Annotated in this window: 18 protein-coding genes; 6 read left to right on the top strand and 12 right to left on the bottom strand. The window is 69.8% G+C overall.

Going from position 1 to position 26,163, the window contains the following annotated elements; translation table 11 throughout:
- Positions 1-11: 11 nt before the first annotated feature.
- Entirely contained in the window at positions 12-1,457 is a 1,446-nt protein-coding gene (locus NMN56_RS33595; RefSeq protein WP_274043394.1) for a purine-cytosine permease family protein, read from the bottom strand.
- Between the two features lie 299 nt (positions 1,458-1,756).
- Between NMN56_RS33595 and NMN56_RS33590 the strand changes: the two genes are divergently transcribed.
- Complete coding sequence (locus NMN56_RS33590; protein ID WP_274043393.1) at positions 1,757-2,590, top strand: MurR/RpiR family transcriptional regulator; 834 nt, start codon at positions 1,757-1,759, stop codon at positions 2,588-2,590.
- Positions 2,591-2,691: 101 nt separating this feature from the next.
- Here the strand turns inward: NMN56_RS33590 and NMN56_RS33585 are convergent, their stop codons facing one another.
- From NMN56_RS33585 to NMN56_RS33550, 8 genes are all read right to left on the bottom strand, one after another.
- Positions 2,692-3,684, bottom strand: coding sequence for an NAD-dependent epimerase/dehydratase family protein (locus NMN56_RS33585; RefSeq protein ID WP_274043392.1), 993 nt, complete (start codon positions 3,682-3,684; stop codon positions 2,692-2,694).
- A 2-nt stretch (positions 3,685-3,686) separates the two neighbouring features.
- Complete coding sequence (locus NMN56_RS33580; protein WP_274043391.1) at positions 3,687-4,190, bottom strand: energy-coupling factor ABC transporter ATP-binding protein; 504 nt, start codon at positions 4,188-4,190, stop codon at positions 3,687-3,689.
- Positions 4,187-4,573 (bottom strand): energy-coupling factor ABC transporter ATP-binding protein, encoded by a 387-nt coding sequence (locus tag NMN56_RS33575; protein WP_274043390.1) that lies wholly within the window; start codon positions 4,571-4,573, stop codon positions 4,187-4,189. The genes NMN56_RS33580 and NMN56_RS33575 overlap by 4 nt, the downstream gene beginning before the upstream one ends.
- Positions 4,570-5,436 carry an energy-coupling factor ABC transporter ATP-binding protein gene (locus NMN56_RS33570; RefSeq protein ID WP_274043389.1) on the bottom strand — a complete coding sequence of 289 codons (867 nt, stop codon included), beginning with the start codon at positions 5,434-5,436 and terminating at the stop codon, positions 4,570-4,572. Before NMN56_RS33570 ends, NMN56_RS33575 begins: the two co-directional genes overlap by 4 nt.
- 3 nt (positions 5,437-5,439) lie before the next feature.
- Complete coding sequence (locus NMN56_RS33565; RefSeq protein WP_274043388.1) at positions 5,440-6,237, bottom strand: energy-coupling factor transporter transmembrane component T family protein; 798 nt, start codon at positions 6,235-6,237, stop codon at positions 5,440-5,442.
- A 30-nt stretch (positions 6,238-6,267) separates the two neighbouring features.
- A complete protein-coding gene (locus NMN56_RS33560) occupies positions 6,268-6,900 on the bottom strand; it encodes a hypothetical protein (protein ID WP_274043387.1) in 633 nt (210 codons plus the stop codon).
- A gap of 85 nt (positions 6,901-6,985) precedes the next feature.
- Positions 6,986-8,176 (bottom strand): sialidase family protein, encoded by a 1,191-nt coding sequence (locus NMN56_RS33555; protein WP_274043386.1) that lies wholly within the window; start codon positions 8,174-8,176, stop codon positions 6,986-6,988.
- Positions 8,177-8,396: 220 nt separating this feature from the next.
- A complete protein-coding gene (locus NMN56_RS33550; protein WP_274043385.1) occupies positions 8,397-9,152 on the bottom strand; it encodes an FCD domain-containing protein in 756 nt (251 codons plus the stop codon).
- A 211-nt stretch (positions 9,153-9,363) separates the two neighbouring features.
- Between NMN56_RS33550 and puuE the strand changes: the two genes are divergently transcribed.
- On the top strand, positions 9,364-10,347 hold the full coding sequence (puuE, locus tag NMN56_RS33545; RefSeq protein WP_274043383.1) for an allantoinase PuuE: 984 nt from the start codon (positions 9,364-9,366) through the stop codon (positions 10,345-10,347).
- A 99-nt stretch (positions 10,348-10,446) separates the two neighbouring features.
- Here the strand turns inward: puuE and NMN56_RS33540 are convergent, their stop codons facing one another.
- Positions 10,447-18,078 carry a type I polyketide synthase gene (locus NMN56_RS33540; RefSeq protein WP_274043382.1) on the bottom strand — a complete coding sequence of 2,544 codons (7,632 nt, stop codon included), beginning with the start codon at positions 18,076-18,078 and terminating at the stop codon, positions 10,447-10,449.
- Between the two features lie 373 nt (positions 18,079-18,451).
- On the opposite strand from NMN56_RS33540, the gene NMN56_RS33535 reads away from it, so the two are divergent.
- Together NMN56_RS33535 and NMN56_RS33530 are read left to right on the top strand one after the other, a co-directional pair.
- Positions 18,452-19,585, top strand: coding sequence for an SDR family oxidoreductase (locus NMN56_RS33535; RefSeq protein ID WP_274043381.1), 1,134 nt, complete (start codon positions 18,452-18,454; stop codon positions 19,583-19,585).
- A 114-nt stretch (positions 19,586-19,699) separates the two neighbouring features.
- A complete protein-coding gene (locus NMN56_RS33530) occupies positions 19,700-21,235 on the top strand; it encodes a flavin-containing monooxygenase (protein ID WP_274043380.1) in 1,536 nt (511 codons plus the stop codon).
- Positions 21,236-21,803: 568 nt separating this feature from the next.
- On the opposite strand, the gene NMN56_RS33525 is transcribed toward NMN56_RS33530, so the two are convergent.
- Positions 21,804-23,054, bottom strand: coding sequence for an MFS transporter (locus NMN56_RS33525; protein WP_274043379.1), 1,251 nt, complete (start codon positions 23,052-23,054; stop codon positions 21,804-21,806).
- A 191-nt stretch (positions 23,055-23,245) separates the two neighbouring features.
- Between NMN56_RS33525 and NMN56_RS33520 the strand changes: the two genes are divergently transcribed.
- Positions 23,246-23,689 (top strand): MarR family winged helix-turn-helix transcriptional regulator, encoded by a 444-nt coding sequence (locus NMN56_RS33520; RefSeq protein WP_274043378.1) that lies wholly within the window; start codon positions 23,246-23,248, stop codon positions 23,687-23,689.
- Between the two features lie 105 nt (positions 23,690-23,794).
- On the opposite strand, the gene NMN56_RS33515 is transcribed toward NMN56_RS33520, so the two are convergent.
- Positions 23,795-24,736, bottom strand: coding sequence for a helix-turn-helix domain-containing protein (locus NMN56_RS33515; protein WP_274043377.1), 942 nt, complete (start codon positions 24,734-24,736; stop codon positions 23,795-23,797).
- Positions 24,737-24,845: 109 nt separating this feature from the next.
- On the opposite strand from NMN56_RS33515, the gene NMN56_RS33510 reads away from it, so the two are divergent.
- Positions 24,846-25,571: an SDR family NAD(P)-dependent oxidoreductase gene (locus tag NMN56_RS33510; protein WP_274043376.1), complete on the top strand. Its 726-nt coding sequence runs from the start codon at positions 24,846-24,848 to the stop codon at positions 25,569-25,571.
- Positions 25,572-26,163: the final 592 nt, after the last annotated feature.

Below are 26,163 nucleotides of genomic sequence, written 5' to 3'. Positions count from 1 at the left end.
ATGAATGGGATCTAGTCAATGGCTGTCGTGGTCCCGGCCGGCGTCGGGGCCGTCGGAACCACTGGGCCGCCGGGAGCGGCCGGGGGCAGCGGGGGCAGCTGCCGGGCGCGGCGCGTGCCGACCACCCCGTACAGCGCGGCCGGCACGGCGAGGCCGACGAGCCACGAGATGTCCGCGCCACCGAGCGGCCCCACCAGTGGGCCGGTGTAGAAGCTGGTCGCCAGGAAGGGCAGTTGGGCGAGCAGGCCGACCGTGTAGACGATCAGCGCGCCGGGCCGCCAGGCGCCGTACCGCCCCTCGGGGTCGGTGAGCGCCGCCAGGTCGTAGCGTTCGCGCGAGACCAGGTAGTAGTCGACCAGGTTGATCGCCGACCACGGCGTCAGGAAGGCCAGCAGGAAGAGCAGGAAGTCGGCGAACGAGTCCAGGAAAGAGTTCCGTCCGAGCAGCGCGAGTGCCGTACCCAGCACCATGATGCCGCCGACGTAGAGGGACCGGCCCCGGCTCCCCAGCGTCCGCTGGCCGCGGAAACCGCTGACACCGGTGACGACCGCCATGAAGCCGCCGTAGGTGTTGAGCACGTTGATCGTCAACTTGCCCAGGGCGATGACGAAGTAGAGCACCGAGGCGGCAACGCCGGTGCCGCCGAGGCTCACCACGTAACCGACCTGGTCGTCCACGAAAGCCGTGCCGGCCGTGGCCGCCACCAGCACGCCGAAGGTCATCGACCACTGGGCGCCCAGCGCCGTCCCCGCCAGCGTCCAGCAGAACGTGGAGCGCGGCGAGGTGTTCCGCGGCAGGTAGCGCGAGTAGTCCGCGACGTAGGGGCCGAACGCGAGCTGCCAGGAGGCCGAGAGCGACACGGCGAGGAGGAACATCGGCAGTGCGAAGTGCTGCTCGTGCAGGACGTGGGAGACGTCGATCCGGTCCAGGAGCCGGATGCCGAGGTAGACGAAGGACAGGGCTCCGACGACGCTCGCGACCCGCCCGAGGACGTGGATCACGCGGTAGCCCACGGCCGCCGTCACCGCGGTGATCAGGGCGAACAGCATGATGCCCGGCACCGCTCCGAGGTGGGTCAGTTTGCCTACGGCCTGGCCCGCCAGCACCGAGCCGCTCGCGAAGAAGCCCACGTACATCACCACGACGAGCGCCAGCGGTACCGCGGCGCCCCGCACCCCGAACTGGGCCCGGGAGGAGATCATCTGCGGCAGTCCGAGCCGCGGTCCCTGCGCCGAGTGGAGTGCCATCACCGCCCCGCCGAGGAGGTTGCCGACCAGCAGCCCCACAACGGACCAGATCACATCGCCCCCGAAGACCACCGCGAGGGCGCCGGTCACCACCGTGGTGATCTGGAGGTTGGCGCCCAGCCACAGCGTGAACTGGGAGAAGGCCGTGCCGTGGCGTTCCGCGTCCGGCACCACATCTATGGAGCGTCGTTCGACGACTGGTTGCGGCATGGGGGGGGCTCCGTCCTGACGGCGCCGGACCGTGGTCCGGCGGCATGGGGATCGGGCGTGGGTCGCGGATCACGGGCACACCACGGACCGACCGTCGAGGAGGGCGCGGGAGTTGTTGCTCGCGTCGACCCTGCATATAAGTATGCAAGTTTATTGTTGACTGAATGGAATGCAATACCCTGGCTCCAGCGGACTTCCTCGGCCCTGGACCCCCACCGCCGCCGACCGGCACCGCCTGAGGCAGGATGAACGCACCGTGGTGGTACGGCGGGCCGCGTGCCCCGCGAGGAGGACGAGCAATGAGCAACAGCCCGGCGGCCCGGCTCCAGGAACTGTTCGAAGGGCACAGGCTCACGCCGACCCAGCGCCGTATCGCACACAGCATGGTGCGCAGCGCGGCGGCCGTACCGTTCATGTCCAGCGTCGAACTCGCGGAGCTGGCCGGTGTCAGCCAGCCCTCGGTCACCCGCTTCGCCGCCGCGCTCGGCTTCGACGGCTACCCCGCGCTCCGCCGCCACCTGCGCGAGAACGCCCCCGAGGGGTCCACACCCGACGTCACGGTCAACGAGTACCAGCAGGCGGTCGCGGGGGAGGTGGAGAACCTCCAGCAGCTCGCCAACGCGCTCGCCGACCCGGGTCCTGTGACCGAGGCCGGCCGGCTGCTCGCCGCCTCGACCCCCCTGCCCGTCCTCGGCCTGCGGGCCGCCGCGTCGCAGGCGTTCGGTTTCGCCTACTTCGCCGCCAAGGTGCACAGCGACGTGCGGCTGCTGGACGAGGGCGGCAGCATGCTCGGCGACCGCATCGACAACGCGGCACGCGCCGGGGCGACGGCCCTGCTCTGCTTCGCGTTCCCCCGCCACCCGCGTGAGGTGGTCGAAGCCCTCGCGCACGCCCGCGAACGGGGCCTGCACGTCGTCACCGTGGCCGACTCCGTCCTGGCGCCGGTCGCCCGCCACTCCGATGTGCTCCTGCCGGCGGCAGTCGGCACCGGCCTCGCGTTCGACACCGCCTGTGGCCCCATGCTGCTCGGCAGGATGCTGCTGGAGGCGATGTGCGACCACCTTCCGGATGCCCAGGCCCGGCTGGAGGAGTTCGACGCGCGTGCCGCGGCACGGAAACTGTTCGCGGAGTAGGGGAACGGGCGACGGCGAGGCCGGGTCGCCGCGTCACATCGGGTGCGGACTCCGGCCGTTCGCGGACGGCCGGAGTCACCGGCCGTTCATGAAGGGTGCGGTCACCGGCCGTTCATGAAGAAGTCCGGATGTTCCCGAGCCCAGCCGAGGTACTCGGCCACTTGGTCCTCGACGCCGGTCGGCCTCCAGGCGAGTTCGTGCCGCGCCCGGTCGCAGGCGTAGATGCCGTTCTTGCCGGTCTCGGTGGCGGGGTCCATGTCGGCGTCGGCGGTGTCGGCCGGGGCTAGGTCGCACTCGACGCCGAAGAGCGCGAGGAGTTCGGGGACGCGTGTGCGGATGCCGCTGGAGACGTTGTAGACCCCTTTGCCTTCGCCCTGCCCGCGGGCGAGCAGGTGGAGGACGTGGGCGGCCTGGGTGACGCTGAGCCAGTCACCGCCCGCCCGGAGTGTTCGTTCCGTCAGCCTGACGGGTTGCCGCCTGAGCGCCGCTGCCGCGAGGTGGTACGGCAGGGACATGACGGCGCGGCCTGAGCTGGGCCGCTCCATGGGGCCGAACATCTTGGTCAGCCGTGCGATGGGGACCTCAAGGCCGTAGAGCTGGCCGAACCGCTGTGCGATCAGCTCGGCGGCCGTCTTGCTGATGCCGTACATCTCGTCGGGGGCCGGCGGGGAGTCCTCGGTCAGCAGCCGCTGCGGTGAACGTCCGTAGACAGCGCCGCTGCTGATGAGAAGGACGCGCCGCACACTGCCTGTGCGCCGTGCGGCATCCAGCACACTCGTCGTGCCTCCGACGTTGACCCGGACGAAACGCTCGGGGTCATTGTGTTCGCTCGACGCGTCGTGGGTGACGGTGGCGCCGTGAACCACCGCGTCAGGTGCGGCTTCCGTGACCGTGTCCTGCACCGCCTCGCCGTCGGTGACGTCGGCCTGGAGGCAGCGCACACGGTCCTCGTGCCCCGCGAGGAAAGCGGTGAGTACGTCGTCGGGTGGGTGCAGGTCGACAGCGGTGACGGTGGCGTCGGGCTCGGCGGTGAGCAGCTGTTTGACCAGGACGCTCATGACGAAGCCCCGGGCGCCGGTGACCAGATAGTGCATGTTCAGTGGACCCTGTCGTCGTGGGGAGCGGGTGCGCCGGGTGACGGTGCCCGGGTGAGGACGTCGCTCATCCCGCGGACCGCGTCATCGACCGTCAGCACGCCCGGCAGGCCGAGTTCGGCGGCGAGCACCGCTGCCTGGGGTGGCCGGATGTTGGTCTCCTGGAGGACCTCACGCCGCGAGAAGACCTCCGCCGGTGTGCCGTCCATGAGGACGTGGCCCTGGCGCATGGCGATCACCCGGGTCGCGTACTCGGCGACCAGCGCCATGTCGTGGGAGATGATGACGACCGTCCGGCCGTGGGCGTGGTGGTGGGCGAGCGCGTCGAGGATCTTGCGTGACTCGGCCCGGTCCTGCCCGGTGGTGGGTTCGTCGATGACCGCGACGTCGCATCCCATGATCAGGGTCGAGGCGATGGCGAGGCGCTGGCGCTCGCCACGGGAGAGGTGGACGGGGTTGGTCTCCTCATGCCCCTCCAGCCCCACCAACTCCAGGGTCGCGCTCACCTCTTGGCCGACGCCTCGGGGTCGGCGCCGAGGTTGAGCGGGCCGTAGGCGAGCTCTTCACGGCAGGTGTCGTGGAAGATCTGACGGTCCGGGTTCTGGAAGACGTATCCGACGGTCGCGGCGAGGTGGTGCAGCCGTGCGCCGCGGGTGTCCGTGGCCGTGCCGTCCCGCGAGTGCAGACGGACCGTTCCGCCGGGGTTGGTCGGCCGGAGCAGGCCGTTGAAGTGCTTGGCGAGAGTCGTCTTGCCGGAGCCGTTCCTGCCGATGACCGCTACGAATTCGCCCCGTCCGATCCTCAGGTTCACTCCGGCCAGGGCCGTGGTGGCCCGGCCGTAGGTGTGCTCGACGTCGGTGATCTCGATGACGGTTTCCTGAGGGCTCATGAGCGGTTCCTGTCGCTGCGCGGGTCGTTCGTCATCGACTGCCAGGTGGCCGCTGCCGCGGGTACGGACAGCGGGACCTCGCCGTCCCAGTGCCCTCGCTCCCTCAACCGCAGGGCGATGTCCAGCACTTGGGGCCGGTCCGGTGCGGCGGAGCCCATGAGCACGTCCCGTGGCGTGCCGATCGCCTCGACGCGACCCCGCCGCATGGCGAGGAGACGGTCGGCGTGTACGGCCAGTTCCTCGATCTTGTGTTCCACGACGAGGACGGTGACGCCCTCGTCCGCGAGCACGCGGATGGCGTCCATGACGCCTTCGGTACCGGCGGGGTCCAGCTCGGACGTCGGCTCGTCCAGGAGCATGATCCGCGGACTGAGGCAGAAGACCGAGGCGACGACGACGCGCTGCTTCTCCCCGCCGGACAGCGCGTGCGTGAACCGGTCGAGAAGGCCGCCGATGTCGAACAGGTCGCAGGCCCGCCGCAGGCGCCGTTCGATCTCCGGTACCGGGATGCCACGGTTTTCCATGCCCCAGACCAGCTCTTCCCGCACCATGGTGTTCACGAGCTGCACCTCCGGGTCCTGCATGACGAGGCCGACGCTCTCGGTGATCTCGGAGAGGCCGGCGAAGTCCGGCAGCGGGCGCCCGAACACCTCGATGTCGCCCCGCATGGCGGCGTCTTCCTCGTGGCGCGGGATGACGCCCGACAGGCACTGCATGAGGGTGGACTTCCCGGCACCGGTCGGACCGAGGATGCCCAGGATCTCCCCGGGGACGGCCTCGAAGGCGACCTCGTCGAGCGCGCGCCGGTCGGCACCGTCGTAGCGAACGGACAGGCCGGAGACCGCGATTGCTGGTGCAGTCATGTTTCATGCCCCTTCGGTGAACGGTGCGGGCAGCTGCCACTGCATGACCAGCAGCGCGGCTGCCAGCAGGAGCACGCCGACGACCAGGAAGGCATCGCCCGTCCGGAAGGAGTGCGTCCGGTAGAACGTCCGCGGCCCCGGCAGGCTGTAGCCGCGCAGCTCCATCGACAGGGCGATCTCGCTGCTGCGCTTCATGGAGCCGGCGAGCATGGGGAAGAGCATGCGGACGATCGCCCGGCCCCGGCGGATCGGGTGGCGTGAGCTGGTCTCGGCCGATCCGCGGACCGCCATGGCCGTGAGCAAGGTCCTTGCCTCGTCCTGCAGCAGGGGCAGGAACCGGAAAGCGAAGCTCGTCAGGTAGGCGAACTTGTAGGGCAGACCGGCCTTGTGCAGTGCGAGCGCGATGTCGGAGGGGCTGGTGGTCAGCGAGAACCCGTAGAAGCAGATGCCCATGGCGAACAGGCGCATCCCGATGCCCAGCCCCAGCAGTACGCCCTCCTGGGAGAGGGAGACGCCACCGACCGTGGCCAGCGCCGGTCCGCCCTGCACCAGGGCTTGCAGCAGAGTGAGCAGCAGGATCAACGGGACGATGAGGAGCAGGGCCCTGGCGTAGGAGACCGGAGTGATCCGTGCGAGCACGGCGAGGCCGAGTACGACGACGGCGGTCAGCGCGACGAGGACGTCGATGCGCGTCGTTGTCAGCGCCAGGACGAGGACGACGATGATGGCGGCGATCTTGGCGCGGGCGTCGGCGCGATGCAGAAAGGTGTGTCCTGGCTGGTAGAGCAGCGTTCCGCTCATCGCGGGTTCCCCCTTGTTCGTGACGGCCGGTCAGATCGCATCGACAGCCGCCTTGAGGTCGCGTTCCTTCTTCACGAGTCCGGTGTCGATCAGCCGGCGCATGATCCGGTAGGTGATGAGGGAGCCGATGAGGTAGCACGGCTGGACGACGAGAATCTGGCCGGTGACGAAGTCCCAGGGCAGGTGCAGGATGACCCGGTTGCCCAGGCCGAACATGAGCGCGTCACACAGGCCGCCGACCTGTCCGATGAGGATGAGCTGCCACGGCTTCATGCCCTTGGCGCGGGACTTCATGAGCCACACCAGCAGCGCCACCGGGACCGTGTGGGCGGCGTTGGTGAGGAACAGGAACGGCGCCATCGGCTGGGAGGCCGTGAGGTTGGAGATGACCGGGTTGATCCACGCGGTGATCAGCGCCCCGGTGAGTCCGTAGAACGCCGCGGAGGGAACCCAGATCGCGCAGACGACGATCGCCGAAACGAGGGGAATGCTGCCGCCGGTCAGAGCCAGATCGAGACGCTCGGTGATCTGGGAGATCACGGCCATGGTCAGGCCGAGGAACACGCACGTGATGATCGTGCGGGTGTCCCGGGGGAGCAGCCGGAACTTCCAGTTGGGCAGCGTCGTCCACCGCTTCGCCGGCATTGCCGTTGTCGTCGCCATGGGTCTTTCCTCTGCTGGTGCGAGCAGGTGCGGACGTCGATGTGAGCCCTCGAAGGTGGTCGGCACGATCACAGCGGGCGCCCGGTCACCCGGTGGCGGCAGTGCTCGCCCCCGACGGTGTGCCGCTCTCGGGTGCGGGCAGCGCGAGGGCGCGGTTGACAAGGACGCGGGCGGCGGAGCCCGCGCCGTCCATCCGGCCGGCCAGTACGTCGTCCTCGGTGAACCGGGCGAGGTAGATGCCACGGTCACCGAAGCGGTCGTGGTCGTAGACCACGAAGAGCCGGCCGTCAGGGCCGATGGCGGCGTCGGGGTAGGAGACGTCGTCGCGGTCGTCCAGAAGGACCCGGTGCGGCCAGGTCGCGCCGTCGTCGTCGCTGAGGAACGCCGTCAGGTTGGTGCGCCCCTTCCACTCCTTGACATTGCCCTGCCGCTCGATCTCCTCGCGGGACCGCCGGTCACCGAAGTCCGCGTGATTGATCATGAGCAGGCGGCCCGACGGCAGCCGGCGGATGTGGAAGCGGGAACAGGGACCGTCGATGTGGCTGAGGCGGCCGGGCGACCACGTCCTGCCCCCGTCCTCCGAGAAGCTCTCGCCCACGCCGTCGAAACGCCGTACGAGCATCCACAGCCTGCCGTCGCGCTTCTCGACGACCATGTGCTCGTCGAAGCTGCGGTTGGGCACATCGGCCCCACCGAGGTAGGTGATCGTCCTGCCGTCGTCGGCCGAGGCGTACACGTTGGAGAACCGCTCCGCCTCCAGCGCGTGCTGCTCGGTGGGGGTGTGGCAGGCCCAGATGGCTGCGGGGAACAGCCACGTGCCGTCGGAGAGCACCGTGGGCTTGTTCATCAGGATCCCGTTGGCGATCCGGCGCGGCTCGGACCAGGCGGGTTCGTCGTCGTCGGGGTTGGCGCTCGTGGCGGCCCAGACACCGATCCTGCCGTCGAAGAAGTCCCGGCTCTGGTTCCACATCAGCCAGAGCCTGCCCGTGGGGTCCCGCCAGAGGGAGGGGTCGTACACGCGCACCTCGGGGTCGTCGTGCTCGACGACGAACCGGGGACCGGCCCAACTGGTGCCGTCGTCGTCGCTGCTCGTGACGACGAGGAAGTTCCCCCCGGTCTCCGTCTCCATCCCGGTGTACCAGTTGACATAGAGCCGGCCGCCGTCGGTGCGCTCGACCGAGGGGATGCCCTGCCACTTGCGGTGCTCGTCCTGATACCGGGCACCGGTGGGGCGCGAGAGGATCCGGGCGGGGGACATGGTGCCTGCCTGGGGCATGCCTGCTCCTGTCGTGGGTGGTGGCGCATCGTCGAACGTGCGACGGTGCACGACAGTGTTGAGCAGGGGTTAGCGTCTGTCAATAGTGACTAACGATGACCAGGGGCAAGGGCAAGGGCAAGGGCAAGGGCAAGGGCAAGGGCAAGGGCAGCGGCAGGGGCTCAGAAGTCCAGAAGCCCAGGAGTCCGGAGGTCCCTCCCGGGCCGACCATCCAGGCCGATCACCCGGGCACCCAGTCCAGCAGTCGCTGGACGAGCACCTCGTTGCCCCCGACGATCGACGTCTCCACGGCCGCGATCATCGCCTCGAAGTGCGCCCTCATGGCGTCCTCGGCGCCGGCCGGGTCCCGGTGCCCGATCCGGTCCAGGACCGCCTGGTGCTCGGCGACGACCTTCTCCTCGTCCCTGCGGGTGGCCAGGATCGTGTCGAGCACCGCCTCGACCCGGTCCAGGTGCGGCGCGAGCATCATCTCGGCCGCCACCTTGAGCATCCTGTTCGTCGACATCTCGACCACGGCCCGGTGGAACCGCAGCCCTGGCTGCTCGATCAGCGGAGCGCTGCCGACGGCGCCCGCGTGCTGGTCGCACAGGTCCCTCAACTCCAGCACCTGGTCCTCCTCCGGTGCCCTGGCGGCGTCGCCCGCGACCGCGCTCTCGACGGCGCGGCGTGCCCTGAGCAGGTCGAGGAGGTCCTTGGTGTCGCGCACCGCGTGCTGTACCGAGCCCGAAGCGCGGTGGGTGAGGACCGCTTCGGCCGCACGGCGCCTCCCCTCGGCGGCCAGCGTTCGCCCCTTGGTGCCCACGGGCGTGGTCCACCCGCGCGCGTCCATCTCCCGCAGCAGGCGCGAGACGGAGGACTCGCTCAACTCCCTGCCCCGTCCGGCCAGTTCGCGCTGGGCGTTGCGCGTGCCCAGCGGTCCGCCCGATGCCGACATCAGCTGCAGGAGCGCAAGCATCGCCCCTTCGCGGTCGTTCATGATCGTCCCCTCGCTCGTCCTGCCGGACGCCTCGTTCGCCGCCCGGCCCATCCTCGCCCGTGGCGAGGGGCAGGCCGCCGAGGCGGGGCGCTTGACTCGGAACCCCCGGGCGACCATGGTTAGTCAAAACTGACCAACGCCTGCCGTTCTCAGGATACCGTGCCTGTTCCTGTGGCGGCACGGCCTTCCGCGATCAAGGCAGGGACTGCTGATGACGCTCGCCTTCCCCTCCAGCGACTACCCCCGAGACCTCGCCGGCTACGGCAGCGAGCTTCCGCACGCACAGTGGCCAGGCGGAGCGAAGGTGGCCGTGCAATTCGTCATCAACGTCGAGGAGGGCGGGGAGAACAACGTCCTGCACGGCGACGAGGCGTCGGAGGCGTTCCTCACCGAGGAACCGACCACCGCGCTGCGGGGCCGCCGCAACCTCAACGTCGAGTCCCAGTACGAGTACGGCACCCGAGCGGGTTTCTGGCGGCTGCGCAGGCTGTTCGAAGAACGCGGTCTGCCGGTGACGGTCTTCGGTATCTCGGAGTCGCTGCGCCGCAACCCTGAACTGGTGGCCGCAGCAAGGGAATCCGGGTGGGAGATCGCTTCGCACTCGCTCCGCTGGATCAACTACGCCGAGCTGGATCCGGAGGTCGAGCGCGAGCACATCGAGCGGGCCGTGCGGATCCATACCGAGGTGTGCGGTCAGGCGCCGCTCGGCTGGTACACGGGCCGCAACAGCGAGAACACGCGGCGCCTCGTCGTCGAACACGGAGGTTTCCTCTACGACTCGGACTCCTTCAGCGACGACCTGCCGTACTGGACCGACGTCGGCGGCACCGCCCACCTCGTGCTCCCGTACACCCTCGACAACAACGACGGCCGCTACGTCAACACCTACGGATTCCAGTCCGAGTCGTTCTCCGCATACCTCATACGGGGCCTCGAACTCCTCCTGGAAGAGGGTGCGCAGGCCCCACGCATGATGAGTGTCGGGCTGCACCTGCGTATCAGTGGGCGCCCCGGCCGCGCAGCGGACCTGCGCCGGTTCCTCGACTTCGCAGCCGGCCACCCCGAGGTGTGGGTCACACGCCGCGTGGACATCGCCCGCCACTGGCGCACCGTCCACCCCGCCTCGCAGTGGCTGCCACGATCCGTCGACCCCCTGGCGCAGAACGGGGTGCCGGCGGCACGCGCCCGAACTTAGGGACGCCGACGCCGACGCCCGAGCGCATGCGCGCCCACCCACCTGCGGTGGATGAGCGCGCGCCGCCGCGTTCAGCTGAGGTGACGCCTCACCGGAGTGCTAACCCGTGACCGACTCGGAGAGGGGCGCCTCCTGCTGAGCGGGCAGCTTGGCGGTGGTTCGGGCCACCGGTGAGGGGGCCGGCGCCGGTTGGCCGGGGAGGGGGACGGTGCCGGTGGTCTGGGCGAGACCGAGGCGCAGGTGGATGATCTGCGCGAGCTCGGCGATGGTGCCGTTGCTGCGCAGGAGTTCCATCGGGGGGATGTCGATGTCGAAGCGGTGCTGCAAGGAGACCAGAAGTTCGGTGGCCATCAGGGAGTCGAGACCGTACTCGTCGATCCTTCGGTGGTGGTCGAGCCGTTCCGGCTCCATCTGCAGGACTTCAGCGAGCAGCGTGGTGAGATGTTGCGCGATACACGCCACGGCGTCCTCGGGGGACATCTGTCCGAGACTGCGGATCAGTTCGTCGCGGCTGGGACCGGTGTGTTCGGAACGTGATGTGATCAGGTCACTCAGGCGTGGGCTGTTTCCGAAGGCGATCAGACCACCTCGTGCCCAGTCGCAGCGCAGGGCACCGGCGACATCAGCGTGTGCGCTCAGCAGCCCTTCGGCGGCGGCGAACGCCTCGTGCGGGTCGATCGGCTCGTAGCCGAGCGCCCTCAGGAGGTCCTCAAGTCCGTTACGGGCGACGTAGCCGGTGTCTCCGATGGTGCCCCAGGCGATGGCGAGGCCGGTGTCACCGCGGCGGCTGCGGCGGCGGGCCAGCGCTTCGAGGTAGAGGTTCCCCGCGCAGTAAGGAGCCTGCTTCAGGTTGCCGACCAGGGCGGCGGTGGAGGAGTACAGCAGAAACAGATCGCACTCCCTGCCCCGCAGGAGGGTGTCCGCGACGGCCGCGCCGCCCGCCTTGGGGGCCAGCACGGCTGCGAACCGGTCGTGGTCGAGGTCGGCGAGGAGGGCGTCGTCGAGGTGCATCGCGCAGTGCACCACGCCGCGCACCGGGTGCCCTCCGGCGTCGATCTTGTCGACGACGCCGCGCATGGCCTCCAGATCACTGGCGTCTGCCGCGTAGGCGGTGGCGTCGATTCCGCGGTCGGCGAGCCGCGCGAGCACGGTTGCGGAATCGGGCGCTTCCGCGCCGCGGCGGCTGACCAGTGCCAGATGGCGGGCGCCGAGGGTGGCGAGCCACTCGGCCGTGGCCGCTCCGAAGCCGCTGGTTCCGCCGGTGACGAGGTAGGTGGCCTCCGGGTCCAACCGGGGCTTGACCGGCGCGTGTTCGACGGGGACGGGCTCATCCAGCGGGTCGAAGGCGACGACGACCTTGCCGATGTGCCGGGAGTGCTGCATCAGCCGGAAGGCGTCACCGACACGGGCCGCCGGGAAGACGCTGTGCGGCAGTGGATGGCACTTGCCCGCCAGCATGAGGTCGTCGATCTCGGCGAGCAAGGGGAGCGCCTGCTGGGGGTCTTCCAGGAGTTTGGTGAGATCCACGCCGTAGAAGGCGATGTTGTTGGCGAAGGGGCCCAGGAGCAGCGGCTTGTTCTCGTAGATGTCCCGTTTGCCGAGTTCCAGGAAGCGGCCACCCGGCCGCAGGAGTTCGAGGCTCCGTGTGATCGCTTCTCCCGCAAGGGAGTTGAGCACGATGTCCACGCCTTGTCCCTCGGTGATGTCCATGACCTGGGAGGCGAACTCCAGCGAGCGGGAGTCCAGCACATGGCGGACACCGAGCTGACGCAGGAAGTCACGCTTGAGGTCGTTGCCCGCTGTCGCGATCACCTGCGCGCCGTGTGCTCTGGCGTATTGGACGGCCGCCATTCCCACGCCCCCGGCGGCGCCGTGCACCAGTACGGTCTCTCCGGGACGCAGGCGGGCCAGGTGCCCCAGGCTGTAGTGGACGGTGGCGAAGGCCACAGGGGCTGTGGCGGCCTCGGCGTAGGTGAGGTGGTCGGGGATGCGCCGGACGGCCTGTGCGCTGGCCACGGTGCGTGACGCCAGACAGGCGGTCGCCACACCGGCGACCCGGTCGCCCGGCCGGAGTCCGGTCACTCCCGCTCCGCAGGCGAGGACGACGCCTGCGCACTCGAAGCCCAGTCCCTCCTGGGACATGGTGCCTTCGACGACTTCGGCCGGCAGCATGCCGACGGTCTGCAGCATGTCGCGGTAATTCAGCGCCGCGGCACGGACATCGAGGACGACCTGTCCAGGACCTGGCTCGGGCGAGGCCGTTTCCTCCCAGGCCAACTCGTACGTCAGGCCGGGGTTGCGGACCTTCAGTGCGAACGACGGGTTCCCGGTCACTGCCCGAGCCCTGGTGCGCTTCTTCTCGCGGGGGACGAACCGGCCACCGGAGGCCAGCACGATCTCCTCCTCGTCGGTGGGGGTGAGCAGTTCGCGGACCAGGCGCCGGGCGTCGGCGGCGATGTCTGCGGAGCGGTGCAGGCATACACGGCGGCTTTGCAGGCCCGGATACTCGTTGGGGAGGCACCTGGCCACCGCCCAGGGGATCGCGTCAGCGGGGTGGGTGATCTCGCCGGGGTCGGGCACCGCCCCGCCGGCGCGCGTCACCAGCCACAGCTCGCCGCTGACCTCTTGCGGCAGGCGCCGGCAGACGTCGGCGACGGCACGCAACAGGTCCCCGCGCCGGGAGCCGTGCTGGACCAGCGCCTCCGGGTCGGCCTGCGGGGTGTCGGCGAGTACGAGCACGACGGACACCGTCTCGACCGCGGCGCCGGTTCCCGAAGTGCCGTCCGCGATGTCCAGCAGCGACTCCCAGTCCCCGGGATCCGTGCCCGCGAGGAGCCCGCGTACCGGGTTGTTGCCGCCTGCGGACAGGGTGTCGGCCACGGCATGGGTCAGTGGCTCTTCCTGCGGGGTCTCCGCCGCCACGACGAAGGCCGTGCCCGTCCGCGCGGCGGGCGTGGCCGGCGCGGCTTGAGACCGGTCGGCGGGGATCGCGGCGAGCAGGACGGAGTAGTCGTCACATGCGGGCGCCTCGTCGTCGCCGGTCCGGACGACACCGGTGTAGCCGCAGCGTTCGAGGAGAGGCGGCCACTGGTCGCCTGCCAGCAGGACGGAATCGGGGCGCAGATCGGTGTCGGTCTGAGCGTGGAAGCTGTCCAGCGCGCCGAAGTACGGCACCAATGACTCCGAGTCGTGAGTCTCGCTGATCAGGAGCTGGCCGCCGGGAGCCAGCAGCGTGCCGATGCGGGTCAGCGCGGTGTGCAGGTCCTTTGCCGTATGCAGGGAGTTGACGGCCACCACCAGGTCGAATCCCTGTGCCGAATAGCCTTGCTCAAGGGGGTCCAGATCCAGGTCCAGGGTGCGGTACTCCACGAAGTCGTGGGCCGCGAACCGCTTCTGGGCGCGGGAGAAGAAGAACGGGGACACGTCGGTGAAGCAGTACCGGGTGCGGTCCGCGGGGAGCAGCGGCAGCAGCGCTGCGGTACCGCCGCCCGTGCCCGCCCCGACTTCCAGCACGCGCAGCGGGCGGTCAGCAGGCCAGTTGCTGACCATCTCGCTCAGCAGCGCCTGGGCGATCCGGTTGTGGAACCGGCAGACAGGGGCGGTGTCGTAGAACTGCTCAAGGGCCGGGGCGGCGGTCTCCGAGACCAGCGGTTCCGTGGGATCGATGGTGCCGCGCAGCACTTCGGGGAGGCTGCGCACCAGGTGGGCGCCCAGAGACAGCTCAGTGACGAAGCCGGGATCCGCCGTCACGACGCTCCACGACAAGGGCTCGGCGGCGAAGTCCGTCGTCGTCAGTCTCCATCGCCCGTCGTCTTCGAGGGCGAGGACGCCGTGCCGTTCCAGCGAGGGGACCACCAGCCTGATCAGGCGCCGGTGTTGGTCCCGCATGCCCGCTGTCACCAGATCGTCCATCGAGAAGGGCCCGGCCGGGTCGGGCAGGAGGCTGGCGAGGGCGCCCGCCAGACGATGGGCCGCGATCTTCTTGGACAGGGAGATGTATCGCCCATAGCCCATCTGCCGCCACTCGGTGCGCAGCTCGGCGATCCGCTCCTGTGCCGCCGCCGTGATCCGGGCCGGAGAGGGCAACGGGGAAGGCGGGCACGGGATTTCGGTGTGCGGCGCGGCACGCAGCACGGTGTGGTGGGTGGTGACGGGGGTGCGGCGCCCGGCGGCGAGGCGCCGCAAGCGGCAACCGCTCAGCTCCACGGTGACGGTGCCGTCCTCGTCGGTGAGGGTGATGTCCCAGCAGACCTCGTCCCCGGTCCGGCTGCGCTGCCGGACCCACACAGCACCTGTGGTGGCCGGGGTGCTCCAGACCCGGACGGCGCCGATCGCGGTGGGCAGGTAGGCATGGCCGTCGGCGAGGCTCTCCGCCATCAGGGGTGCCCCGGCCTGGAGCGCGCCGTCCAGCAGGGCGGGGTGCACGGTGTAGGGCCCGCCCGGTGCGTCGTGGCGATAGGCGGCCACCACGGCACCTTCGCCGGCTTGCAGGTGCTGGAGAACCTGGAAGCCGGGTCCGTAGCCGAGTCCCGCCACCGCACAGGCGCGGTAGTGCTCCTCGCCCTCGATCCACCGCGTACAGGTCTTCCGCAGCCTCTCAAGGTCGAGCGGCGCGGGGCGCGGTCGCAGGAGCGACCGGACGCGGCCCCTGGCGTGCGGGCGGGGTTCCTCGGCCCTGTCGTCCGCGCTGGTGATGGTCACGGTTCCGTCGTCAGGGGTCAGCGAGACCTGGAGGCGCACGGCGGACGCGTCCGCCCAGGGCACAACGAGGGCGCTGCTGATGTCGAGGCGCTCGACCTCCACCGGACCGCCCGACGTGGCGCGTCCGGCGGCCAGGGCCATTTCGGCGTAGCCGGTGGCAGGCATGACGACCGAGCCGGCCACGCGGTGGTCCGTCAGCCAGGGCACCACCGCGGGTTCGACGGCTCCTTCCCAGACGGGCAGCGGGGCGGTGAGCCTTTCGCCCAGCAGCGGGTGCTCCATGATCCCGCTGCCGCCGGAACGGACCCACGACTGCGGTGTGCCGCTCCAGTGCTTCTCGCGCTGCCAGGGATAGGCGGGGAGGTCAGCCACCCGCCCCGGTGACCGGAAGTACCGCTCCCACTCGATGGCCGCGCCCGAGGCGATCAGTGCCGTCAGCGCGGTATTCAGCGCGCGCGGGCCGTCGCTGTCACGGCGGAGTGTGGGCAGGACGGCGACGGACGGACCAGGGCGCCCGGTGGCGATCCGCCGCAGATAGCTCCGCAACACCGGGTGGGGGCCGATCTCCAGGAAGATGTCCCCGCCGTCGTCCATCGCCCGTTCGACCGCCGAGGCGAACTGCACCGGCCGGCGCATGTTGTGCTGCCAGTACCGCGCGTCCAGGTCGCTGCCCCTGACCCGTACGCCTGTGACGGTCGAGTACAACGGGACGGTCAGCTGTCCGGGCACCAGGCCGGCCAGAGCCGTGGTGAGCGCCTCCCCGCAGGAGTCCATGGCGCGGCTGTGAAAGGCGTAGTCCAGGTCCAGGTCGCGGAAGAACACCCCGCGTTGCTGCAGTTCCTCACCGAGGGCGGCAAGCGCTTCCGCGTCTCCGGTGACGGTCACGTCACTGTGGCTGTTGACACCGGCGATCTCCAACCGCCCACCGTACGGGGCCAGTTCCTCGGCCGCCTGGTGCGCGGGAAGGCCGACCGCTGCCATCCGGCCGCTGCCGGCCGTCGCGGCCAGGATGCGGCTGCGCTCCGCCATGACCTGCGCGGCCTGGGCGAGGCTGAGCGCACCACTGGCATACGCGGCGGCCACCTCGCCGCCGCTGTGGCCGATCACCATGGAAGGCTTCACTCCCTGGGAGCGCAGTACCTCCACGACACCGAGCTGTACCGCGAACAGCAACGGCTGCGCCACCTCGGTGGCCGACAGGCGGTGTCCCGCCGGGGAAGCTGCCAGCTCCTCGGCCACAGACCAGCCCAGGTAGGGGGCCATCTCTGTATCCACAGTGGCCACTGTGTCGCGGAAGACGCTGTCCTGGGCGAGCAGGTCAGCGCCCATGCCCGCCCACTGTGATCCGTTGCCGGCGAAAACGAACGCGACCTGGCCGCTGTTGACGGCCTCGGCCGTCGCACCCGCCGCAGTGGCACCCGCCGCAGTGGCGGGTGCCTGCCCTTCCGGGGTTCCGTCCGGACGTGCCGCGGTTTCGGTGCCCAGAGCGGACAGCTCCCGAGCGGCCTCCTGGGGAGTGTGGGCCAGCACGGCGGCGCGGTGCTCGTGCTTGCCCCGGCGCAGGCACGAGGTGTAGGCGATGTCGTAGAACTCCTCCTGGGCGGCGCCCTCCAGACGTGCCGCCATCTTCACCACCGCATCGGACAGCGCCCGTGCGGAACGGGCGCTCACCAGTACCGGCAGGCCCTCCGGCGGTGGGTCGCAAGCGACCGGCGCCGGGAGCTCCGGGGCACACGTGAGAATGGCGTGCGCGTTGGCGCCGCCGAAACCGAAGGAATTGACGCCCACGACAGGACGCTCGGTGGCTGGGACAACCCGCTGCTCCGAGGCCACACTCAGCCCCAGCCCCGCGAAGTCGATCTCGGGGTGCGGAGGATCGGTGTGCAGGGAAGCGGGCGCCGCGCGGTGCTTGAGCACCAGCAGCGCCTTGCACAGCCCGGCCATGCCGGAGGCGGGTTCGAGGTGCCCCACGTTGCTCTTGACCGAGCCGATCGGCAGCTCGCCGGTGATCCGGCGGATACCCAGGGCCCGTCCGATGGCATGGGCCTCCATCGGGTCACCGACCAGCGTGCCGGTACCGTGCGCCTCGAAGTACACCAGCTCGTCCGGATGCACTCCGGCGTCCGCGTACACCTGGCGCAGCAGGTCCTCCTGCGACTCCAGGTTGGGCAGGGACAGCCCCATGGTCCGGCCGTCGCTGTTGGAAGCGCTGCCCAGGATCACACCGTGGACGCGATCGCCGTCGGCAAGCGCCTCGTTGAGCCGCTTGAGCAGGACCACGCCGCCTCCTTCGGCGCGTACGAATCCGTCCGCCTGGGCGGAGAAGGCCGCGCACTTGCCCCGCAGCGACAGCATCGACGCCTGGGAGAAACCGACGTAATGGAAGGGACTGAGCAGGATGTTGGCGCCGCCGCACAGTGCGGTGCGGCTGGTGCCTGTCCACAGGGCGCGGCAGGCCTGATCCAGGGCCAGCAGTGAGGAGGAGCAGGCGGTGTCGATCGCCATGCTCGGGCCGCGCAGGTCGAAGGCGTGTGACAGGCGGTTGGCCGCGATGGAGGAAGCGGCACCCGACATCGTGTACGCATTGACGGTCCGCAGCGACGCCATCTGCATGCCGCCGTAGGAGGCGTCGGAGATGCCGACGTAAACACCGGTGTCGGACCCGGCCAACACCCCGGGGTCAATGGCCGCGTCGTCCAGTGCCTCGGCGGTCAGTTCCAGCAGCAGTCGGTGCTGCGGATCCATGTGGGCCGCCTCTTTCGGCGAGATACCGAAGTAGGAGGCGTCGAAACCGGCGATGTCGTCCAAGAACCCACCGGCCGCGGTATAGCTCTTTCCGGTCCGGGGCATCGAGGTGTCCACGAACCTGTTCACCTCGAACCGGTCTTCGGGTACCTGTCCCACCACATCCCGGCGCTCCTGCAATACGTTCCACAGATCGCCGAGGCCGGTGATGCCTCCAGGCAGACGACATGCCACGCCGACGACGGCGATTGCCCGCTCCGTCGAAGCGGTCAGTTTTCCATTCATGTGCGTTGCCTTTCTTCCGTACGGAATGCAGCGGTGGAGCGCCTTCCGCTTCCCTGTCTGTGTCAGGCTGCCCCGCACCTTAGCGAGCGAACAAAGGTGCAGATCGCCGACAGTCACTCGTCCGGGGGCGGCAACTGGATATTCACCCCCAGGGATTTTGGTGACCCCGGAACTCTCCTTCATCCTTGAGAAGTGATGAGCTGCCGACGGCCTCGCCAGTACGCGCCTGTTCATCCCGCGATTGCCCCGGACGCATTCCCCTCCCGGTGTCCTGTGCCTCTCGCCCGCGCCTGTCACGCTGCCCGATGACGAAGTCGGCGCGGGCATACCGTTGTTCGGCTTTTCCTGCTCCGCCACTGAAAGGAATTCCCGTATGTCCGTTCTGATCACCGGTGCCACCGGGTTTCTCGGCTGTCGAATCCTGGGTGGACTGCTGGCTCAGGAGACCGACGCCATCACCGTCCTCGGACGTGGCACCCCGGCCGAACTCCGCGAGCGTGTCGAGGCCGCTCTGTCAGGGGCGGGACTCCTGCCGACCGCACCGGACGCGCTCGACCGCCTGCGCTTCGTCAGCGCCGACCTCACCAGTCCGGGCCTCGGCCTGAGTGAAACCGACCGGGACCACGTCACGGAAGACCTGACCGCCGTATGGCACTGCGCGGCCTACCTCAATCTCCAGGGCGATCCGGTTTCTCTGTACCGGGCCAACGTGCTGGGAACACGAGAAGTGCTGGCCCTCGCCGACAAAGCGCCCGCTGCGCATCTGCTGTTCATCAGCACCGCCTACGTCGCCGGCTGCCGCAGGACCGGCCACGTCATGGAGGACGAACTCACAGAGGAGTACGGATTCCAGACCTATTACGAGGAGACCAAGCACACCGCCGAGCGCATGATCCACTCATGGGCCCGGCGCACCGGCAGGACGGCTACCATTCTGCGGCCCAGCCTGCTCGCCACGGATCAGCCCATTCCGGAAGGGCAGCCCCACCAGCCCCTCGCCGTTTTCGCCCGGCTCGTCGACGATCTGGTGCGGGTCAGGACGGCCGAGGACGAGGCGCTGGTCAACCTTCTCAGCGAGGACGGATTCCACGGCAGCGCCTTGCACTTCCGGGTCAAGGGCGATCCGGAAGGCACCCTCAACCTGATTCAGGTCGACCACGCGGCACGGGCCATGGTGCGCGCGGCAGCTTCGCCTCCCCGTACAGGCGTACGCACCGTGCATGTCACACACCCGCACAACACCACGTTCGACAGCGCCGCTTCCGCCTTCGAGGCGTTGTACCAAGGCGTCAACGTGACGGTGACCCCCACCCTCGCCCATCCCACGCCCTTCGAAGCGCTGGCGGCCAGCCATGGCGCGGACCTGCTCACCTTCACCATGCACCGCCGCACCTACGACCGCACGAACCTGCTCCGGATCGCCGGCGACCTTCCCGACCCGGACCCCATCGACAGCGCCTACCTCGCACGGGCTCTCGGCTGCGTCATGGAACCGAGTCCGGCCTGAGACACCGCAACATGCCGCACGGCACGGACAAGTGACCGGGTGAGCGCGAGGCGAGCCCGGCCACAATCCCCTCCACCGTCTCCACCGTCTCCGCCGACTCAACGGATCTCGCCCATGTACGACTCTCCCCAGCCGGAACCGGGTGTGCCGCCCAGCCAGGACGAACCAACCGCCGCGGCCGAGGTGTGCCACACCGTGATCATCGGCGCGGGTATGTCCGGTGTCGCCGCCGCCATCCGGCTACGGCAAGCGGGCATCGAGGACTTCGTCGTCCTGGAGCGCTCCGACGACGTCGGCGGCACCTGGCGTGACAACCGCTACCCGGGGGCCGCCTGCGATGTGCCGGGCCACCTGTACGCCTACTCCTTCGCTCCGGCTCCCCAGTGGCGCACCACCCTTCCCACGGCCCGCGAGATCCACCGGTATCTGCGTCGCTGTGTGACCGACTTCGGTCTCGTACGGCACCTGCGGCTGAACAGCGAGGTCGAACAGGCCCGTTGGGACGCGCCCGAAGGGCGGTGGGACATCCGCGCGGTCGGCGGCCGGTACCGCTCCCGGTTCCTCGTCGTGGCCACCGGGCTGCTCAGCGAACCGCATGTGCCCGAGCTGGCCGGCCTTGACACCTTCCGGGGCCCGGTGCTCCACACCGCCCGCTGGGACGACTCCTGCAACTGGGCCGGCAAGCGGGTGGCCCTGATCGGGACGGGCGCCTCTGCCGTCCAGTGCGTTCCGCATCTCGCGAAGGCGTCCGGGGCGCTCTCCGTCTACCAACGCACCCCGCCCTGGGTGCTTCCGCGCCTGCAACGCCGCGTCCCGGCCGTCGAATCGGCCCTGTACCGGCGCCGGCCACGCCTGCGCAGGTTCGTCAGGGCCGCCGTCTACTGGCTGCGCGAGAGCTGGCTGCTCTGCTTCACCGGACCCGCGCACCGTGCTGTCGGCGCCGGCGCCGCGGTACTCGCCCGGGCGCATGTGCGCCGTCAGGTTCCCGAGCGGGAACTGCGCCGCCGTCTCACCCCGTCCTACCCTCTCGGCTGCAAGCGTGTGCTGCTGTCCAACGACTACTATCCGGCGCTGCGGCGTACGGGCGTGGAGCTGGTCACGGACCCCATCGCCCACCTCAGCCCGGACGCCGTCGTCACCCGCGACGGCACCGTCCGGCCGACCGACGTCGTCGTCCTCGGCACCGGTTTCCAGGCCGACCAGCCGGCTGTCGCCCGACGCATCGTGGGGCACGCCGAACAGCGTCTGTCGGACGCGTGGAGCGGCGGGATGGCGGCCGACCGCAACGTCATGGTCCCGGGCTTCCCGAACATGTTCCTGCTGCTCGGGCCCAACAGCGGACTGGGCCACAGCTCTCTCACCCTGCTGCTCGAAGCTCAGCTCGACTATGTGCTGGACTGCTTCGGCCAGTTGGCGCGGCGCGGTCTCGCCGAGGTCGAGGTGCTCTCCGAGACCTACAGCGCCTACAGCTCCTGGCTCCACGAGCGCGCGCGCCGCACGGTGTGGTCCCGCGGTGGCTGCCACAGCTGGTACCTGGACTCCCGCAGCGGGCGCAACACCGCCCTGTGGCCGTTGTCCGTGCGCGGCTACCGGGCCTTGACCCGGCGTTTTCACACGGCCGGACACCGCGTCCGCGCGGAAGAGCGCTGAGCGCGGTGCCCGGGCGTGCCAGTAGGGGAAATCGCCGTCCGCCGTCCGCCGTCCGCCGTCCGGTGGGAGTTTTTCTGTGAAGGCACCGTTCTTCGGCCGCGTGTCCCCAACGGCACCCGCACCGTCACAGCAAGCGCTGTGGACGTCCGCCAGGGTGCGGCGGCGCGAGCCACGCATGCGGCTGTACTGCTTTCCCTTTCTGGGGGCCGCCGCCTTCTGCCTCCCGCCGGCGGAAGCTCTCCCGGAGTCCGGCGGACTGTGCTCCTTGGAGGTACCAGGACACGGGACCAGAAGCGGGGGGCCGCTGGTGCGCGACGTCACGGGACTCGCCCGGACCCTGGCTCGGACCACTGGCCGCGTATCGTCCAGGACATCGCGGACGACCTGTCGCCGGTGATGCGCGGCTGACCTGCCACCGGTTGGTGCCCCGGCGTACGGTCGCTTTGCTCCCCACCGCCTCGGCAGCGGGGAGCAGTTGGGGGGCAGCGGGGGCGCCGACCCGACATGCTGGGCTGGAGCCGTTCGGTGATCCCTCCCGCCCGTCCGCCGCCAGGGCCGAGCTGGTCACCTAGTCCGAAGCGCCCGTACCCACTGCTTTGTTCGCCTCCCTGCCGGTATGGGTGCGGTCGGTGGTCCAGGCGAGCAGGGCGATGAAGGGGAAGGCCGCCGCTGTGAGGGTGACCGTATGCCAGTTACCCAAGTGGTAGGCGAGGGTGCCGAGTTGGGAGCCGATGGCGCCGCCGATGAAGAAGGTGGCGATGTAGACGCTGGTGATGCGGGCGCGGGCGTCTGCGTCGAGTTGGTAGATGGTGTGCTGGCCGAAGATCAGGGAGCACTGCACGGCGCAGTCCAGGAGGACCGCCGCGGCGGCGAGGACGAGGATCTGGTGGGCGGCCAGGCCGGCCCAGATGAGGGTGGCGGAGGCGAGCAGGCAGGTCACGGGGGTGAGCCGGTGGGTGAGCCCTCGGTCGGCGAGGCGGCCCGCGAGAGGGGCGACGAGCGCGCCGGCGGCGCCGACGAGGGCGAACAGACCGACCTGGAGCTGGGAGTAGTTGTACGGCGCGGTGGTCAGTACGTAGGAGATGGTCGTCCAGAACGCACTGAAGGCGGCGAACATGCAGGCGTGGTAGAAGGACCGGCGGCGCAGCCGCGGGTGCACGCGGATCAGGCGGGCCGTGGAACGCAGCAGCGCGGTGTAGGAATCGGTGCTGGTGGGGGCCCGGTGGGGCAGCACGCGGCGCAGGACAACGGCCAGGATCGCCATCAGCGCTGCGGAGACCAGGTAGACGGTGCGCCAGCCTGCGACGTCCGCGAGCAGGCTGGCGACGGTGCGGGAGAGCAGGATCCCGGCGAGCAGTCCGCTCATGACCTTGCCCACCACGGCTCCGCGCAGGTGATCGGGGGCGAGGTCGGCGGCGTAGGGGACGAGGATCTGCGCGACGACGGAGGTGGTGCCCGCGACGAGCGCGGCGACGAGCAGGACGGTGAAGGTGGGGGCGAGGCCGCCGGCGGCCATGGCCAGGGCCGTGACGACGAGCAGGACGGAGGCCAGACGGGAGTTCTCGATGCGGTCGCCGAGCGGGACCAGGAACACCATGCCGGCGGCGTAGCCGAGCTGGGTCAGGGTGATCAGCAGGCCGGCGGTCGAGTCCTGGAGCTGGAAGGCGCGGCGCAGCATCTCCAGGAGCGGCTGGGCGTAGTAGAGGTTGGCCACGGTCAGCCCGCAGGAAGTGGCCAGGAGTACGACCAGCCAGCCCGGCAGGGCTTTCTGTCGCGGGGTTGACTCCGGTGTGGCACGGGCGTCTGTGGGCACGGGCATTGTCCATCTCCGGATGCGGACGTGGGGAGGGGCGGAAGCCGGGTCGACTCCACGGATCGGCCGGACCAGGACCTGTGCCCTGGCCTGAAGCGGACACCTCGACCGGTCGAGCGAGCAGCCGGCTGATCTAGAATCGGGATTCCATATTGAACTGTGATTCAATATAGAGCGCGACGAGTACCATGTCAAACATGAAGAACTCGGCCGACCCGCTACCCCAGGGGATCGAAATCGGTGCACTGTCCAGGATCATTCGGCAACACTTCGCCGACCGGATCGAGCAGGTCATCCACCCTCTGGGACTCACCCTCGGGCAGTGGACGGTGCTGCGGGAGCTGAAGCGGACACCCGGCGCCTCCGCCTCAGAGCTCGCGCGCGCCGCGGTCCACACGCCGCAGGCCGTCAGCCGTCTCGTCCGGACCCTGCAGGAGGAGGGCCTGGTGGAGCGCTCCCCGGCCCGGGGCCGGGTGGTGGACAACCACCTCACGGCCAAGGGACACAAGGTGATGGATGAGACCTTCACCCAGATTGAGGCCCGACTGGCTCCGGCACTGGAGAAGTTCGACAGGGCCAACACCGAGGAGTTCCGCCGTCTGTCCCATCTCCTCATCGAAGCCCTGGAAGACCCGGCCTGAGCCGGGTACCCAGGGCCCCGGGACCGAGGCCCGATGGGTCCGCCGGGTGCACACCAGCCCTCGACGCGGCGACCCGGTACGGGTCAAGTTGCGGACATCGAGCTGCTACCTGCTGTCCGTTTCCGGAGCGGCGGTCGCCGCGTAGTCGGTCGGGGTCTGGCCGTAGCGGCTGCGGAAGGCGCGGACGAAGTGGCTGCTGTCGGCGAACTGCCAACGGACGGCTATCTCCGCGATGGTCGTGCGCCGGTGCGGTGCGATGAGGGCGCGGCGTGCCTCGGCCAGGCGGCGGGTGCGGATGTAGGCGCTCAGCGGCTGTCCTTCGGTGGCGAAGGCGCGTTGCAGGGTGCGCACGGAGACGTTCAGTTCCCGTGCGAGAGCCGTGGGGGAGAGGGCGGGGTCGGTGAGCCGCCGGTCGGCCAAGTCCCGCGCGGCCTGGGCCAGGGCCGGCGCCAGCGAGGGCTCCACGTCGTCGAGGCCGGTCCGTACCGCGGCCCGGGCCAGTTCGGCCAGGGTGCTGCGGGCGGCGTCGATCCCGGCCGGACCGAGGTCGTCCGCCATCCGGCTCACCATGGTGGCGTGCGCGGTCAGCAGCCGCAGTTCGGCGGTGTCGGCCGGGCCGGAGCCTGTCGTGCCCCGTTGATGCCGGATTTCGGCGGCGGGCAGTACGAGCACCTGGACGCTGCTGTGCGGCGTCGCGGCGAAGTGGGACAGCCTCCCCGCCTGCAGCAGGAAGCGGCCGGCCGGGACCGTGTGTTCGGTTCCTCCTGGCTCTTTGACGTGCCAAGCGCCCCGGTGAACGATCCACAGGCGCACATGATCGTCGGCCCCGACCCGCGGCCCCTTCGTCCGGAGTGCGGCCGTGTTGGCGAAGCGGTTGAACATCATGTCCCGCAGCCGGAAACCCCGGGAGCGTGCCCCGAAGCCGGCGACGGTCGCCCGGCTGTAGGGCGCCAGCGCGAAGGTCTCGCCCATCCGGTTCTGCCATTCGCGGGCGAAGTCGCTGAACGCGTGCGCACCGCTCAGACTCACCGAGATCGTGCAGCTCATCGTGTGTCGTGAATCTTCCGTCCAGGTTGTCGCGCCGATCCAAGCCCGCGCGACCAACGCCTTCCTACGGTTCAGTCGTGAACCAGAACGATCGTAACGAGGTGGAAAAGTGAGCACGATCGCGATCATCGGCGCAGGTCCGCAGCTTGGCCGGGCGATCGGCCGGCGGTTCGCCGCCGAGGGGTTCGACGTGGCGCTGATCGCCCGCACCCGGACGACGCTTGAGGCGGTGGCCGAGGATCTGTCCGGTGCGGGCACTCGGGTCGGGGTGTTCCCTGCCGACATCACCGATCGGTCGGCTCTGCTGGCGGCGCTGACGGCCGCCGAGGAGCGGCTGGGACCGATCGACGTGCTGGAGTACTCGCCCGCGCCGGCCCCCGCCGACCTGCGCAGGGCACCGCTCGTCGAGGCCACGGAGGTCACCGTCGACTCGGTCCTCGACCAGATGGATCTCTACCTGCTCGGTGGCATCGCGGCGGTGCGACACGTTCTGCCCGGCATGCTGGAACGCGGCACCGGGACGGTCCTGGTCAGCAGCGGCGCGGGTTCCGGGCCGCTGATCGTCCCGCAGGTGGCCAACGTGCAGATCGCCACCGCCGGAATGCGCAACTGGATCCTCAACCTCCACGCCGCGCTCTCCGGCACCGGCGTCTACGCCGCGCACGTGGCGATCGCCGCCTACATCGGCCAGGGCGGCCACGACTCCCAGCCCGAGACGATCGCCGACGCCTACTGGCGACTGCACACCGGGCGCACCGAGGCCGAGCTGGTCGTCCAGGACCTGCCGGACGACTACCTGGAACGGGGCCTGGCAGACAAGTTCACCGAGTCCTGAACCGGATCGGACCGCCACCGTCACTCCTGGCCGTTCAGCGGAAACGGGTGAGGAAACGGGTGACCTGACGCCCGGTTACCACCCTCATCCCCACCCAACGCCGCACCGGTAAGGCCGACCGCGAGGGCAACCCCCTCTCCGTCGCACGGCTCTCAGACAGTCCTCACTGCACGCTGGACGGGAACGTCGAGTCGTACGAGGACCCGGGCGGGAAGACGGCTTACGCGTACGACGCTGCCAACCGTCTGACCGAACTCACCGCGCCCGGCAGTAAGAAGACCACCAACGACAGCGTGGGCCGCTTCTCCTTCGCGAAGGAGACCAAGGGAGCGGCCATGAACAGCGGTTGGCAATACCGCAACTCCATGACGCGGGCCATCAGGCGACAGCAGAGCCACTCAAAACCACACGAACCGCCCTCTCAGAGGGCGTTTGCCCAGGCTTGTTCCGTCATGCGGCTTTCACCCCTGCCCCACTTTGAGAGCTTTCGAGGCGTAGGCGGCATGTGTCTCAGGCTTCGCCGGGAGGACCGACGCCCGTCCCGGCCGCTTCTGCTCCCGGAAGTCCGTCTGGTTTGAAAATGACACAGACC

The sequence above is a fragment of the Streptomyces iconiensis genome (genome assembly GCF_028657195.3).
Classification (GTDB): Bacteria; Actinomycetota; Actinomycetes; order Streptomycetales; family Streptomycetaceae; genus Streptomyces; species Streptomyces iconiensis.
This window is presented reverse-complemented; position numbering and strand designations above follow the sequence as displayed.

Bases quoted from the DNA above. Each gene is read 5' to 3' on its own strand.
- NMN56_RS33595 (WP_274043394.1), bottom strand. From the start codon at position 1,457: ATGCCGCAACCAGTCGTCGAACGACGCTCCATAGATGTGGTGCCGGAC.
- NMN56_RS33590 (WP_274043393.1), top strand. From the start codon at position 1,757: ATGAGCAACAGCCCGGCGGCCCGGCTCCAGGAACTGTTCGAAGGGCAC.
- NMN56_RS33585 (WP_274043392.1), bottom strand. From the start codon at position 3,684: ATGCACTATCTGGTCACCGGCGCCCGGGGCTTCGTCATGAGCGTCCTG.
- NMN56_RS33575 (WP_274043390.1), bottom strand. From the start codon at position 4,573: ATGAGCCCTCAGGAAACCGTCATCGAGATCACCGACGTCGAGCACACC.
- NMN56_RS33570 (WP_274043389.1), bottom strand. From the start codon at position 5,436: ATGACTGCACCAGCAATCGCGGTCTCCGGCCTGTCCGTTCGCTACGAC.
- NMN56_RS33565 (WP_274043388.1), bottom strand. From the start codon at position 6,237: ATGAGCGGAACGCTGCTCTACCAGCCAGGACACACCTTTCTGCATCGC.
- NMN56_RS33560 (WP_274043387.1), bottom strand. From the start codon at position 6,900: ATGGCGACGACAACGGCAATGCCGGCGAAGCGGTGGACGACGCTGCCC.
- NMN56_RS33555 (WP_274043386.1), bottom strand. From the start codon at position 8,176: ATGCCCCAGGCAGGCACCATGTCCCCCGCCCGGATCCTCTCGCGCCCC.
- NMN56_RS33550 (WP_274043385.1), bottom strand. From the start codon at position 9,152: ATGAACGACCGCGAAGGGGCGATGCTTGCGCTCCTGCAGCTGATGTCG.
- puuE (WP_274043383.1), top strand. From the start codon at position 9,364: ATGACGCTCGCCTTCCCCTCCAGCGACTACCCCCGAGACCTCGCCGGC.
- NMN56_RS33540 (WP_274043382.1), bottom strand. From the start codon at position 18,078: ATGAATGGAAAACTGACCGCTTCGACGGAGCGGGCAATCGCCGTCGTC.
- NMN56_RS33535 (WP_274043381.1), top strand. From the start codon at position 18,452: ATGTCCGTTCTGATCACCGGTGCCACCGGGTTTCTCGGCTGTCGAATC.
- NMN56_RS33530 (WP_274043380.1), top strand. From the start codon at position 19,700: ATGTACGACTCTCCCCAGCCGGAACCGGGTGTGCCGCCCAGCCAGGAC.
- NMN56_RS33525 (WP_274043379.1), bottom strand. From the start codon at position 23,054: ATGCCCGTGCCCACAGACGCCCGTGCCACACCGGAGTCAACCCCGCGA.
- NMN56_RS33520 (WP_274043378.1), top strand. From the start codon at position 23,246: ATGAAGAACTCGGCCGACCCGCTACCCCAGGGGATCGAAATCGGTGCA.
- NMN56_RS33515 (WP_274043377.1), bottom strand. From the start codon at position 24,736: ATGAGCTGCACGATCTCGGTGAGTCTGAGCGGTGCGCACGCGTTCAGC.